Origin of the sequence: Pseudomonas sp. NPDC087614 (genome assembly GCF_044743485.1) — a bacterium.
Classification (GTDB): domain Bacteria; phylum Pseudomonadota; class Gammaproteobacteria; order Pseudomonadales; family Pseudomonadaceae; genus Aquipseudomonas; species Aquipseudomonas baetica_A.
Window position 1 is genome coordinate 41,319 of record NZ_JBIUWN010000006.1, and the last position, 13,566, is coordinate 54,884.

A 13,566-nucleotide genomic window follows, 5' to 3' on the forward strand; every position below is an offset into this window, starting at 1 on the left:
GGATGAATGTTTGGGTTAATGCTTGTGGTGGTTGTCGCTGTTGCCGGCGGCCATGATGTTGCCAGCGCCGTCGATGTTGCCCGTTACGGATAACGCACCGTCGATATTGACCGGCCCCTTGATGTTTACGGTTGCCTCAAGATCGATCGTTCCCGACTTTACCGTTACCGCGTTATCCGTAACGACAATGTCCGTGCTGCCGACCTTGATCGCCACCGTGCCACTCGGCAGGGTGATGGTGTAAGACTTGGCCTGCCAGTCGTAGACCAGCGAGCCGCCATCATCGAAACGCCAGACCTCGACGTGGTCGCGGTTGTCTGGAGGTGGACCGGCATTTCCGTACAAGCCCGGCACGAACGTGCCTTGCGATACGTCACCGCTGGGACTGATCAAGCTGCCCTGCTCGCCCAAGGACGGCGCCCGCCAATGTCGGGCTTTGCCGGCGGCGATGCTGTGCCAACGCACCCATGCGCTGACCCAGTCGCTACCATCCGAGACCCGACACACTGGCGGCGATGCAGACAGATCCACCGCGACCACGTAGCAAGCCTTGACCGCCCCCGCGATCATGCGGTCATGTTGGGCGCTCGCGTAACTCATGGCGCAGGCTCCGGATCGACGACGACCTCAACGGCATAGTCGCCTAATTGCAATTCGCCGGGTGGTTCATCTGGCCACGGCCATTCCTCAAGTCCCAGATAAACCTGCTGAGTCCACTCCACCAGCCACACCGTGTATCCATCCAGATGCGGCTGGGTCCAGTCCTGCAGCGATTGCACAAACTCGGCGGGTTCAACTGCCAACCCCCACGTCTGCGCACGCAGCAGCACCGCCAACTGGGTCGCCAATTGCACGGCCTGTTGATGATGGTGCGGCTTGATCGGGTCGACGATGATGCGCGCCTCGAACTTGCAGACCAGCGAGGTTTCGCCGGTGCCGATATCGGTACCCGGCTCGATCTCGGCCACCTCCAGAAACACCGCTGGCAATACCACGCGATCCTTAATGTCTGGCCAGGCTGTGACGGCCTGCACGCCCGGCAAGTGGGCACGCAGATACTGTTCTACAGCCCGATAAAGTTGGTCCAGGCTGAACGGTTCGTCAGACATTGCCGATCCTCTTAAGGTATTTCTGCAGCTCAAAGTTGAGTTCCTGCTTGAGGATTTCCAGCAGTCGCTGATCTGCCTTTTTGACCCAGCTTTCGAAGTGCGGTCGAGCTTGCTCCAGCGACACTTTGGCTTTAGCCAGCGGGAAACGACTGCCGTGTTCGGCGACCCAGCCCGAACTCGCCCCGCGACCGGGGGACACCGTGCTGTCCGGGTAATCGTCCCCGTTGAAATGCTTGCTGGCTGTGCGGATCCAGATGTCGGGCTTGTTGCCGTAGACCTTCTTGAGGAAAGCCCCTTGGTAACGCCGCCCCGCCACTGATACACCGCTGCCGGTTTGCCGCGCCCGGCCGATCCGGCTGGATTCGATGGCGTTCAACCCGAACCACAGTTTGCCGCTCGCAGCACCGCCGGAAACCGGATAGCTGCGCAACCGCTGACGCACCGCTGCAACAGCAATGCGCTCTGACCGGCTGACGGCTCGGGCAATGTGCGTGCGCAACCAGCCCAGCGTCTTGTTGATTGCGCGCCGATGCGCCGCAGCAGCCGCTTTTGGCACCACCTTGGCAAAGTCCTGGAACGCCTGAAAATCTGCGGCCGAGGACTGGATAGAGATCATCCCGCCCCCGGCCGAGGGTTTGAAATAGCTACCGACGCTCATGGCCGCAACCTCAGAATCAGGGCGACCAGGCCGTCGCCGCTCGGCTCGAGCTGGATCAGGTCGTAGTCACCGCCACCATCCAAGGCAGGCAAATCGACGCTGACCAGCATGCCCTGCTCCAGACCTTGCGAATCGCTGACACGGATCTCGAAGCGCGGCTCGCGCAACCCGGTGTTGAGCTTGCCGAACTTGGGTTGCAGCCAAGGCGCGGCAAACATGCCGAACACTGGCTCGTCACGACCCTCGATCCGCGCGGTATCGCCCAGCGTTTCGAACACCACCGCGTCGACCTCGGCGATCAGATCGCGAAACCCCACGGTCAGAGTTCCAGCAGGACCTGCGCACGCGGGCGGGTGCACAGGTGCAGCGGGTTGGACTGTGCTTCACCGGCCATGCCTTTGTTGAAGGGCAGCGGTTCAATCATGCTGTAGTACGGAATGCCCTGAGTGTTGACCGTTTCCATGTAGTCGGCAGGTGCAAACACGGAGATATACAAGTCCGGCACACCTTCGGGAACCATCAGCGCCTTGTCGTCATGGACAAAGGAAACGCCGGCGACCTTGCCACGATAGCGCTCCCAAATGATGCCGCCGAACTCGAAGCTTTCCCGGGCGTCGCCACGCAGCGCTGCCGCTTGCTGACTGTTGAGGTAGGTCTCTTTGACCGACTTGTGAACAATCAGCTTGTTCCAGAAGTTCTTGCCGCAGAAAGCGCGCGAGCCGGTACTGGTCACGCTGCCCAGCGCGTCCTCCTGCATGTCCAGCGCCTCACCGCACTTGACCCGCAGCTCGGTACCGGCCTCAGTCAGCCCCATGGACAATTTCTGACGCTGCACACCGAAGCGCTCATACAAGTCCAGCAGCACCGTCGAACCATCAGCGTCGAGGATCTGGCCGTTGAGTGCGCCCATGCGCTGAAACTCATGCGTCGCGTCCAACTGACGGCGCGCCTTGGCCAGACGTGCATTGACCACGTCCTGCACCGCCTGCAGCTCAGTGCGAGTACCGAAGGCGCGGATGCCTTGGATCTCATCCGCCTTGATGGTGAAACGCTCAGGCAGGTGCACGGTGTTGAACGGGATCAGGTTGCGCTTGCTCGCAGCAACCACCAGGCCAGAACTACCGCGCTCACCGGCCGGCACCAGTGCCAGGGTGTCGCCGTCCTTTTCAATCTGCACGGTCAGCGAGGTAATGCCTTCCTCGCGGAACAGACCCAAGGCGCTGATGCGGCCCGGCAGGTAGGGTTGATCATTGAGTGCAGCGGTCAGCGAGGTAACGGTAAACGCTTCGTCGTCAAAAATGGCGATATCGGCCATGGGTACTCTCCAGAAACGAAAAATCCCGCACGCGGCGGGATGCATATGAAAAAGGAACCGTCTTAGCGGACGATCACCGAATGTGCGGCCAAGGCTTTCTCGGCAGCCAGATCAAGGCCGGTCAAATGCGCTTCACTGACCTCGGCCAACCGCACCACGGCGCGACCGCGACGCACCACATCGGATTCACCGAGGGGGCCGTAGAGAATGGCGACAGCGTTTTCGGTGCCGTCCTCAGCAGTCGGTTCGTAGGGTGCGAATTCGCCGGAGGCGGTCACCAGCCCGAGGATTTGCCCCGGCCACAACGCTGGGCCGGCCGCGACGTTGATCGCTTCACGCGAAATGGTGCCGGCGCCTTCGGACAGCAGGAATTCACCCGCGTGCATCGGTTCCTGTTTGATGTTCATGCTCGTACTCCTTTCGCGCTTTGCGCGGTTCCAGTTTGGGCCGCTTGGCGAGCAGCCCAAATCGAGTTGGGATCAGGTTGTTTGGCCAGCACCTTGGGCGCTAGATCGTCCGCCAGCGGTAGACTGTTGTCGATTTCGAAGCCCTTACCGCTGGTGACAATCTTGTCGAACAGACGCGCCCGCACCGACGCCTCGTCCAGACCTGCCGCGACATACTCGGCGCTGAATTCCGGCAACCGCGCGGCCACGCAGAGGTCGTTTACCGCCTTGGCGCGTGCCAGACCGGCTAAAACGATCTTTTCGCTTTCAAGCTGGGTGGACTTGAGCAGCGGCTCGATCAGGTTGCTGATGCCCGCCGCCGTGCAGCGCTGAGTGACCATCAATGCCAACTTGGCCGAGTCGACTACAGGCGGCACCAGCGGCGGATCGACAGGATCAAGATCCGGATCCGCTTCAGGTGGCTCGTCAAGCTGGGCCAGCAAATCAGCCGGTGCGTTCTGGAATCGTTGCAGCACCGCGCCTTGACCGAGACAGGCTTTAACCTTGACGCCGTCGCCCACTTCATCGGCCAGCCCCAATGCCACCGCTTCGTTGGCGGTCAGCCAGGTTTCAGCCGCCACCAGGCGCCGCAGTTCGACCTCGTCGATGTCCGGCGCTTTGGCCTTATAGGCCGCGATAATCGCTTCCATGGTCTGGTCGAGGACGTCGGCGACCTTGCGGAAGTCTTCCGCATCACCGGCGGCGTAAGTCCATGGATTGTGGATCATCAACATCGCGTTGGAAGCGATCACCACCCGGTGCGCACCGCATACGGCAACACTGGCGGCACTGGCGGCGAGCGCATCGATCCGTCCGGTGCAGCGCTCGCCCAGCCGCGACAGCGCGTTGTGCATGGCCAGACCGTCGAACAGATCGCCGCCGATGCTGTTGAACGCGGCCACCACCGGTGACACACCATCATCCATGGCGCGCAGATCCTGCACGAACTGGTTGGCGGTGATGCCCCATGCTCCGATCTCGCCATAAACGAAGACTTCAATCACTCGTTCGGTGGCTTCACCGCTGGCCTGCAAGGCGTACCAGGTCTTATCTTGAACCTCGACGCGTTTGCCGGCGCGGTTGTAAATGCGCGGTCGCGCTTGCTTGCTCATGTTTGCTCCTTGTCGTCGTTGTCTTCGACGGCATCAAGGGTGTTGTAGTTGAGGCCCAATGCTGTGGCGCGCGCCAGATCGGCGGCGTTCTCCAGATCGACCGTTTCTGCGTCGTAGCCGGTGCGCAAGACCATCTCGCTACGCGAGGCAAAGCCGGCTTGCACTTCCATCCGCCGTGCCTGGACGTCCTGAACCGGCTGGATGTAGGCCCAGCCTTGCGGCACCCAGCGGGTACGCAGGTATTGCCGACGTTTCTGCGCGTAGTCGTCCAGCACCAGGACACCCGACAGCACCGCCATGTCCATCCACGCGGCCCGCACTGGGCGGCAAAGTTGATGCACGTACACGCTGAATTGCAGTTGTTCGAGGCGGCGCCGGAACTCGTTGAGCACCACCCGCAGCGCCCGGTCGTTGATACCGCGCATGTCGCCGGTGAGGATCTCGTAAGGCGTACCGCTACCCGCTGCTGCAGCCATCAATTGCTGCCGCATGAAGTCCGGGTAGTTGTTGCCCGCGTCTGGTGGTTTAGAGAATTCAACCTCCTCACCTGCCCCAAGTTCCTGCATGGTGCCGGGTTCGAGCGCGACCATCGGGGTGAAACCGTCTCGATCCAGATTGAGCGGCTGACCGGTTACCGGATCTCGCGGAACTGGCCCCGAGTCCTGCGCCGGACGCTTGATGAACCCGGCAAACAGGTTGGCCACCTCTTGGCGGAACAGCACCGCGTCGTCGTAGTTGTCGAGACTGCGTAGGCGCTTCAGCACTGGCGACAATCGCGGCACACCGCGCAGTTGGCCAGGCTCCACCGGTTCGAAGATGTGCAGCACCTGCGTGGCCGGCACGCGCACCAGTTGGTTGTAACCGGCGTTCAGCGAGGCCGCATCGCGCGGGTGCGACAGGTACATCCAATACGCTACCCGCTTGCCGCCGGGCGTGAACTCGATGCCTGCGCGGATGACGTTGCCGTTCTTGGTGCTCTCGAATTTGTCGTGCGGCACGAACTCCGGCGCCAGAATCTGCAACTGCAGCGGAACCGCCAAGCCTTCGTCCAGACTGCGAGGACGCAAGCGAACAAAGCATTCACCCGATGTTTCCACCGTGCGCGCCACCAGCGCCTGCTGGCCGTAAAAGTCGGTGCGGTCATCCGCATCAGATTCATCAACCCAATCCCCCCACAGCTCCTGCAGTAGTTTGCGCAGAGCATCGTCGTCGGTCGTTGGCCTCGGAGTGATGCCCGTGCCGATCAGGTTGCTGACACGCTTGTCGATGACATTGAAGGCATACGGGTCATTGCGAACCGCTGCCCGAGAACGCGACCGCAGGTTGCGCAGTGCTGGGGTGTTGATGCTGTTGATCCCGTTGTCGGGCGCGTCCCAGCCAGCAGAGCGGCGTCCCTCTCCGGCGCCTTCGTAACTGGCCTTGATGTTGGACGGCAGGACAAATCCGTTTCGGGTCAGCGTCGGAAACTGTCGGGCCATCACACCCCCTTCCCTGCGTGGTACAGCCGGACCACGCGCGAACGTGGCCCGGAGGTGTTGGCCAGCGACGAGCGAATTTCCTCGCGCGCCCTGAGCAGCTCATCGACCGTGCGGTATTCCACGGTACGGTCGGTGTAGCGCACAGTTTTTTCACCGCGAGCAATGGCCGCCTCAACCGCGTCGAGGTGCTTTTTTGTAAAGGACATATCAGCGTCTCTTCAGGTAGCCGCTGGTAGAGCTGCGGCGTTGAGGGGGGGCTGCCGGTCGTGATGGTGTAACCGGTGCAGCGCGTGGTGTTGCGGGTTGGGCTTGGCGTACAGCAGCGGGCGCCGGTGTTGGCTCAGCATCAAGTCGTTCGCCCTGAACTGGCTTGATGCTCAAGGCGTCATCGAACAAGCCGGACTGAGCGAGGGCTTGTCGCACCCTGTCCCAATCGTGTTCCTGGTAACGGTTGATGCCGAGGTAATGCGCCATCGCGAGGCAGTACACCATCAGGTCGAGCGCTTCGTTGCGCTCAGCCTTGCCCTTCACCCATTCGATGCGCTTGTGTCCGCGTACGTAGCGGACGACTTTGCGTTCGGCGACGCACTGGGCGAAAAACTCGTCCGGCAGGTCGTTGGCAAAGTGCAGCGATCCCGGACCGTCCGGGAATGGATAGCGGTTGTAGATCCAGTCTTTGGCGGTGTCGGTACCGACGAACCACAACTCGGCACCGTTGCGTTCGGTCTGGCCCTTCCACGTCACGTCGACCATGGACGGGCGCTGTGCAATCACCGGTCGGCCCGGCTTGCTCGCACCCTTGATGGCGAAGATGTTGCGCCAGCGGCGAACGCGGCAGAACTGGTAGACCTCATCGGTGTGATGACCGCCGGAGTCGACACCGACGGCGAGAATCGCTAGACCCACACCGCAGGGATGCCGGTAACGAGCCTTGAGTTTCTCGTCCAGCACCGCCCAGGTGCGTTCGTCTGCTGGGTCGCCCCAGATGATCTGGTGGTCAACAACCCACCGCTCCATGCCGACGCCAAAGCCCATCACCATCAGTTCTAGACGATTGGCCTGAACGTCGACGGCGCCGGTCAGCATCAGCACACCGGCCGGCATCGTACCGAGGGTGTAGTTCTCCAGTCGCGCCCGAGCGATCAGCACTTCCGCCTTGGTCTGTTCGAGTGCGCTGTCCCATACTTTGGCCAGACGAGTGTTGTAGAACACCTGCATCAGGCTCGTGTCGCCTTGGGCCTGGGCTTTTTTGGCGTCTTCAAACTCCTCGGCAAGGCCGGCCCAATCCATCCAGCCGGTCGGCGAATACAGCGCGTTGAGATGGAAGCCAACAGTTTTGCCGTCGCCACCAGCATGAGCGCGCCACTCGCCTCGGGCGAGCATGTCGCTCTTGTGGTGTTCCTCAATCAGAACGTCGCATTCAGGTGCTGCGCACTCGTAATGCACAGTGCTGAGGTCCTTGCTGTAGTGCAGCCGCTCCCATTCCAGCACCTGCATATGTCTGCAGGTCGGACACGGCACGTAGTAGTGCCGCTGGTCGCTGGACTCGAACAGATCCGCGATTCGCGAGGCGCCCTTGATCGTCGGCGAGCTGGAAAAGTAGATCTTCGCATTGCGGCCAAAGTTGGTCGCTCGCGTCTCTGCCAGCCGGATGGGATCACCCTCCTGGCCGACGTCGTTCTCCCAGCGGTCGACTTCGTCGCCGTAGATGTAGCGGGCCGACAGCTCCGAAAGGTTCGCCGCAGAACCGGCGGTGGTAACGTACAGCGAACCACCCTCGAATTCCTTGGTGTCCATCGTGTTGCGTGCGTCCCGCGAGCGGGTGGCTGCGACCCGCTCGCGCAGAACGGGGGTGGCTTTGATGGTCTTGCTGATCCGCCCGGAAACCCGCTTGGACAGGCCAAGGCTAGGGAGCAGCGCCAGGATGTTTGAAGGCGCCATGTGGATCAGGCCACCCATCCAGTTCAGGGCGATCTGGGTTTTCATCAACTGCGAGGCCACCATGGTGATCACGCGTCTGCAAGGGTGAGCCGGCGACAGGCAGCGCATTGGCTCGCGGGCATAAGGTGTCCGTGAGGTGCGGTACTGGCCGGGCTCAGGGGCACCGGTGTCACGCGGAATTCGCATGTACTCATCGGCCCATTCGTCGATCCAGAGATCGGGGTCTGGGCGCAGTCCACGGAAATAGGCCTCACGGTACACCTCTGCACCGTCAGGAAATTCCGTGTGCATAGGTTTAGTCCGATGTCATGGCGTGCTCAAGATCTGCTGAAGAGAGCCGCTCAGCTTCCTCCAGCGTTCGACGGAAGGTGGCGGTCAGATGTTTTTCGATCAGCCACGGATCGGTCATGGCTGCCAGGTCATGGGACAGTTGCGGTAGCGGACCGAAAAGCTGATCGCGCAGCAAGCGGCCGGCGTTGTAGGCGCCAATTTCGACCGCTTCCTTGGCAACCAGTGAGCCCTGAGCTTTGCCCAGCTCAATCTCGGCCAGCTTGGCCATGTTGTGCTCACGCAAGGCGCGGGCCTTCTGGAAGTCGGGGAGCTTGCCGTCGACGGTGAGCACCTGCGGCGGCGCAGCCGTGGAAGTCGGCTCGGTCTGGGTGGACAGTTGGCTGTAAACGTCACGCTGAATCCGGTCCTGCTGGTGTCGTTCGGCGACGGCGACCTTGCTCGGGTCTGCGGTGTCGCGAATCAGCGCTTCGGTGGCATGTACATCAACCTGTTTACCGTTAGGCGAAAGCACCAAACGGTTGTTGTCTTTCAGCCAGGTGATGTAACTCGGCGACCTGCCGAGCCGGGCCGCGAAGGCACTCTTCGACAGGTAGGTTGGTTCTGTCATGAGCCCTCCTTTTTCAACGTATTTCAATGAATCCTTTCAAGATTTCAATGATTGAAATTTCAGTAAGCTGGGGAGCCTGCGGCTAACAGTTTACCGCGGGTTTCCGACCCCGTACCCTCCGAATAACCCTAGGGTCCCCGGCAGTTTCAGGCTGGCCCGCCACCATTCGGCGGGCCATCGCTCACACCAAGCCGCTTCGCAGCCCAGCGTTCGTACAACCCGATGGCAACATCCGCGCCGGCCATCGCCGTCAAACAACCCAAGGCGCCCGCCGTCCAGAGCGACATGCCGGCAGCGATCATCAACATCATCGCCGACACCCCGCAGACAATGCAGGCACCCGACCGAAGCGCAAGCCGGCGCAACAATGCCCAGCCCCGCGCCCCATCCTTGTCCGCCCGCCACATCTCACCCGACACCCCGCCGACCAGCGCCAGGACAACCACTAACCAGATCGGCATCTCTGCCAGTGCTTGTTGCTCGTTTGTCATCGCCTACCCCATGAACGCAAAAACCCGGCGCAATGGCCGGGTTTAGTGGTGTGGTGCCTGCCGCTCTCTGCGGTCGCACCTATCGAAGATGACTACTTTTTACAGGTCGATTCCGGTGGCAGCAACCCTGTTTTAATGCCACCCGGTGAATAAGTGGGTAACACCGGGGGAATGCCTAGCGAATGTCGGCGAATACACCCCCACGGCATTCTGTTGTTGTGGCGGTGTCCCATACGTCCCACTGTTCAGAATCGAAGTAGGACACCTGAGAGCGCCTAAATTCCGGGCTTCGCCCCACTGTCCTACTTATCTTTCTTCTTTCTCGTGTAAAGGAAGAAATTTAAAGAACACGCGTTCGCGCGTAAGCGCGTACTGCTCGCCCGCTACGCTCACATGGGCGGGAGGCACTCGCAGGCGGGACGGTGGGACAGCCCAACAACGACAAGGCCCGCACCTGTCCCACTGCATCGAAACGCAGCGGGACAAGACGGGCCAGTGGGACAACAACAGCGGGAGCAATGCCTGGGGTCACGCAGCCATCCCCATCATCACGCCGAAAATTTGCAAATGCGCATCATGCAAGCGCTGGTAATACGTGTCGCGGCCACAACCGCAATGGGCGTACCGCAAGCGCATATCAACGTCGAGCGTGCAGTAATGCTCCCGAACCACCGTCACCAGCCCGGGCGCGAGATGCTTGGTCACGATCAGCTCAATATCCAGCGAACTCTCCAGCGGCGCACGAAAGGCACGCCGCCCCCGGATCAGTTGCCCGTTGCTCTCCATCATCATGGCAACCATATTTCCCCCAGCTAGCCCTCCTTTTGAATGTTCCGAGTGCAGCTCCTGCGCCCACAACCGAAGCAGCGAATCGATCTCCTTAATCATCGAAGCAAGGCTCCTCAAACGTTTCGCGCTGCAACGCCGAAGCACCGCCCCACCCTGCCGGCTTCTTGTAAGCCCAAGGCCGCTGCCCACTCTTCACCAATGCAGGCAACCGCACCCGCCGCCAACCCAACCGATGCATGATCGCGCCGACGCGCATCTGCTCAGGTTTGCCCCAATGCCCAAAGTCCAACTTAAGCGCATTGGCCAGCACCTCGCTCCCGGTGGTGGTCTCACCTATCTGCGACTCTTCCAGCCAGGTCAAAATCGGTCCTTCCCATTCATCCACAACGAAGCGCTCGTCCTGCTCTTCGCCGAACATTGCAGCCTCATCGAGCGTCACCCACCAGAGATCGCCCGCGTCGTAGCAGAACACCGCCTCGGCCCACAGCTGATCGCGCATCGAACGCAACAGATCCAGATCCACCTTGGTACACGCCACCGGCCAGTAACGCCGGTTGCCGGTGGCGTCCTTCAGATACTCGTCTTGGTTGGTCGTACCCACGAAAACACACTGACGTGGCACGTCCATCGTTCTGCGGCCGTAGCTCTCGCGGTAAGTGTCGGTGGACGCCGAAAAGAACTGCTTGGCCTTCGTACTCTCGGCCTTGTTAAAGCTGTCCAGCTCCCCCAGCTCGACGATCCACTTGCCCCTGATCGCCTGAAAGCCGTCCTTGTCGCCCAGCGCAAACGGCGTGTCCATAAACCACTCGCCGCCGAGGATGCTCATCGCCGTCGACTTACCGGCGCCCTGTGCACCTTCCAGAATCATCACCGAGTCAGCCTTGCAACCCGGCTTCATCACACGCGCCACGGCCGACAACATCCAACGCTTGCCGACTTTTGAGGAGTAATCCGTGGCCTTAACGCCCATGACCTCCGTCAGCCAGCTTTCAAGACGCGGCACCCGATCCCACTCAAGCTTGCGCAGGTACTGCCGCACTGGATGAAACGCATGGTCATGCGCAACAACGCTCACCGCCTCGATCACATGCGATGCCTTGACCCGCAAGTTGTACTGCTGCGCGAGCCACTTCATCACCCGCACATCATCAATGTCCGCCCAATCGCCCGTGCCGCCGCCATAAGGCGCCGAACGCAGCTTCACGATCTTCGAACTGAAGGCGCTGTAGCTGACAACACCAGCCCAACGCTCATCATTGGCCAGAATCAGCTCAACGTTCTGCATGTGCGCAATCAACGCACCGCTTTCACTACGGGCCAGCATATCTTTCCAGCCGCCCGCAGCCGGCGGCTTGACCACCGCCAACACCTGCCGGCGCACCGCCTCCAAACCTTCCGCGATATGCAGATCGTTGAAGTCGGTCCACTTACCTTCCCTCTCACCGGAGAAGATCGGCGCGACCACCTGACCACCGACGATCAATGCCGCGTTATTGGCCTTCTCTTCACCGGGGTTCCAGGCATCGCCGTTGGGTTTCGTGGTCTTCCAATCATCGTCGCGACAGATGATCAGCGGACAACCGGCAAACCGCTCGCGCATGGCCTTACACACCACCAGCAAATTACCGGCATCAAAAGCTATGGCCACTGTCAGTGATGTGGCCATATGCAGACTTGCGCCGGTCGCGTACCCCTCACACACCAGCACCGGCTCACCGGGATCCGGATGCGGCCCGATCAAGTGAAAGGCGCCCTCTTTCGACATGCCATAAGGCCAATAAGACTTGTCCCGCCCGGTGTCTTCTTGCTTGGTCGGGAACACCACCTGCAGGCCGACAATCTCGTCGCGCACATTGCTCATCGGGATCAGAAACGCACCGGTACGCGGCGCATAACGAACGCCGATACCGACAATCTGCTTACGATCCAGATAATCGCTACGGCCCTTCTCCGGCATGCGCTTGAACATCCCCGCCGCCCGCTTCGCTGCACGACGTGCCGCGTTGGCCGAGATCTCAGCAGCCCGACGTTTCGCCTCTTCCTGCCGAGCGCGCATAACCTCGCGCTCTTCCGGAGACATCCGCCCGGCCTTCACCTTGATCTTCTGCGACTCGCCCGTCCGCCAGTCACCGAATGCACCAAAGATCAGAGTCTCGCCCTTCTCCGTGTGCTGTTCGTGAACGACATACCAGCCGTTCTTTTCCTTACCCTTGTCCTGCGACGTCTTGCACCGTGTGAGCTTGCCAAACACCAGCGGCTGCGCAGGCTCCAGCCCGTAATCCGCGAATTGTCCCAACACTTCATCAAGCATGGCGCGCGCCCCTTACTTCTTCGAGTGCAAGACACTCCACACATTGCGTACAACCGGGCTGAGCCAAACGACGCGCCTCCGGAATCGGCTCATCGCACACTTCGCAATACAGAAACGAATGAGCCGCCAAAGCAGGCTTGGCGGCAAGAAGACGGGCAGCCAACGCCTGATCAATACGCTCCTGCACCAGGTCATTAGCGAAATCCGCGATGTCAGCCATGATCAGCACCTCGCGTTGTCTGGTTGACGTACGAAGCGCGGTTGAGCAATCCCAGCAGCCCTTGAATCCCACGAAACACCTGCAGGCGAATCGCGGCAAGTTCCTCATCAGAAACCACCCCATCACCAATGCTTTTCGCCCACGTATCCGCCAGATCCGCGACCTGCCTGAAATACTTGGCAATCCCGGTAGTCAACGTCTCCGGCATGTCATTGGTGTACGCATCAGCCAGTTCCTGCCAAGTCGTATCACCGACCAATGCATGCACCGCATCCAGAATGCGACGATCCTTGGTCAGCTCCAGAATCTCGCCGAACTCTTGAATGTTCACCGTATGGCTGGGGTGGGTTGGGGAAAGCTTGTGCTGCAGCGTGGTCGCATTCCGGCCGGTGGTGGCGGCGATGGCAGCGGCGCCGCCGGGATAGTCCCGGGCAGCATGGTAAAGCGCGAGATCGAGCGGCAAAACTTCCCGCTGCGCCCGCTCAACAGAACTCAGAGCGATTCGGCTCATGGCATTAATCCTTGTAAGTTGCCAGTGCCGCGCGACATGCAGTGGTGATACATTTGCCGCGTGGCTTGAAAGGGCCCAAACGCCGGCTAGATCTTAGGGATCGATACCGGCACCGTGCCGGGGCGAGCAATCCGTTGCTCACCCCTGGCGCAACAGCTGCCCAATCTGTGGTGGAAAAGGCAGCAACACCAAGGCTTCCGAGCCTTGGAAAAGCGCGATAAAGAAAGGTGGTTGCATGTGGTGTGCCCGCCTCTCTTTATCGCGACCCGACAGCGCTGTGGTGGTGC

16 protein-coding genes are annotated in these 13,566 nt (G+C 60.9%); all 16 read right to left on the reverse strand.

All coding sequences use genetic code 11. The features are described 5' to 3' along the window. Positions 1-15: 15 nt before the first annotated feature. The 16 genes from ACIOWA_RS03760 to ACIOWA_RS03835 all read right to left on the reverse strand — a co-directional run bounded on the left by ACIOWA_RS03760 (position 16) and on the right by ACIOWA_RS03835 (position 13,279). Positions 16-600 carry a phage baseplate assembly protein V gene (locus tag ACIOWA_RS03760; protein ID WP_339433073.1) on the reverse strand — a complete coding sequence of 195 codons (585 nt, stop codon included), beginning with the start codon at positions 598-600 and terminating at the stop codon, positions 16-18. Beyond that, entirely contained in the window at positions 597-1,109 is a 513-nt protein-coding gene (locus ACIOWA_RS03765; RefSeq protein ID WP_401158289.1) for a hypothetical protein, read from the reverse strand. The genes ACIOWA_RS03760 and ACIOWA_RS03765 overlap by 4 nt, the downstream gene beginning before the upstream one ends. After that, entirely contained in the window at positions 1,102-1,767 is a 666-nt protein-coding gene (locus ACIOWA_RS03770) for a hypothetical protein (protein ID WP_401158291.1), read from the reverse strand. Before ACIOWA_RS03770 ends, ACIOWA_RS03765 begins: the two co-directional genes overlap by 8 nt. Next, entirely contained in the window at positions 1,764-2,084 is a 321-nt protein-coding gene (locus ACIOWA_RS03775; RefSeq protein WP_116254767.1) for a hypothetical protein, read from the reverse strand. The genes ACIOWA_RS03770 and ACIOWA_RS03775 overlap by 4 nt, the downstream gene beginning before the upstream one ends. Before the next feature lie 2 nt (positions 2,085-2,086). Next, on the reverse strand, positions 2,087-3,082 hold the full coding sequence (locus tag ACIOWA_RS03780) for a major capsid protein (RefSeq protein ID WP_401158293.1): 996 nt from the start codon (positions 3,080-3,082) through the stop codon (positions 2,087-2,089). 62 nt (positions 3,083-3,144) lie between these two features. Continuing rightward, positions 3,145-3,489, reverse strand: a complete 345-nt coding sequence (locus ACIOWA_RS03785; RefSeq protein WP_401158295.1) for a head decoration protein — start codon at positions 3,487-3,489, stop codon at positions 3,145-3,147. After that, positions 3,486-4,640, reverse strand: coding sequence for a head maturation protease, ClpP-related (locus tag ACIOWA_RS03790; protein ID WP_401158297.1), 1,155 nt, complete (start codon positions 4,638-4,640; stop codon positions 3,486-3,488). Before ACIOWA_RS03790 ends, ACIOWA_RS03785 begins: the two co-directional genes overlap by 4 nt. Continuing rightward, on the reverse strand, positions 4,637-6,118 hold the full coding sequence (locus ACIOWA_RS03795) for a phage portal protein (protein WP_401158299.1): 1,482 nt from the start codon (positions 6,116-6,118) through the stop codon (positions 4,637-4,639). Before ACIOWA_RS03795 ends, ACIOWA_RS03790 begins: the two co-directional genes overlap by 4 nt. Further along, positions 6,118-6,324: a phage head-tail joining protein gene (locus ACIOWA_RS03800; RefSeq protein ID WP_401158301.1), complete on the reverse strand. Its 207-nt coding sequence runs from the start codon at positions 6,322-6,324 to the stop codon at positions 6,118-6,120. The genes ACIOWA_RS03795 and ACIOWA_RS03800 overlap by 1 nt, the downstream gene beginning before the upstream one ends. A 1-nt stretch (position 6,325) precedes the next feature. Further along, positions 6,326-8,350 carry a phage terminase large subunit family protein gene (locus tag ACIOWA_RS03805; protein WP_401158302.1) on the reverse strand — a complete coding sequence of 675 codons (2,025 nt, stop codon included), beginning with the start codon at positions 8,348-8,350 and terminating at the stop codon, positions 6,326-6,328. Positions 8,351-8,354: 4 nt separating this feature from the next. Next, a complete protein-coding gene (locus tag ACIOWA_RS03810) occupies positions 8,355-8,957 on the reverse strand; it encodes a terminase small subunit (protein ID WP_401158305.1) in 603 nt (200 codons plus the stop codon). 146 nt (positions 8,958-9,103) lie between these two features. After that, positions 9,104-9,448, reverse strand: a complete 345-nt coding sequence (locus tag ACIOWA_RS03815; protein ID WP_401158307.1) for a phage holin family protein — start codon at positions 9,446-9,448, stop codon at positions 9,104-9,106. A 528-nt stretch (positions 9,449-9,976) separates the two neighbouring features. After that, positions 9,977-10,336: a hypothetical protein gene (locus ACIOWA_RS03820; protein ID WP_315448085.1), complete on the reverse strand. Its 360-nt coding sequence runs from the start codon at positions 10,334-10,336 to the stop codon at positions 9,977-9,979. Next, complete coding sequence (locus tag ACIOWA_RS03825) at positions 10,329-12,548, reverse strand: VapE domain-containing protein (protein WP_401158309.1); 2,220 nt, start codon at positions 12,546-12,548, stop codon at positions 10,329-10,331. The genes ACIOWA_RS03820 and ACIOWA_RS03825 overlap by 8 nt, the downstream gene beginning before the upstream one ends. Beyond that, positions 12,541-12,768, reverse strand: a complete 228-nt coding sequence (locus ACIOWA_RS03830) for a TraR/DksA C4-type zinc finger protein (protein ID WP_401158311.1) — start codon at positions 12,766-12,768, stop codon at positions 12,541-12,543. The genes ACIOWA_RS03825 and ACIOWA_RS03830 overlap by 8 nt, the downstream gene beginning before the upstream one ends. Next, entirely contained in the window at positions 12,761-13,279 is a 519-nt protein-coding gene (locus tag ACIOWA_RS03835; RefSeq protein ID WP_315448091.1) for a phage regulatory CII family protein, read from the reverse strand. Before ACIOWA_RS03835 ends, ACIOWA_RS03830 begins: the two co-directional genes overlap by 8 nt. Positions 13,280-13,566 lie beyond the last annotated feature (287 nt).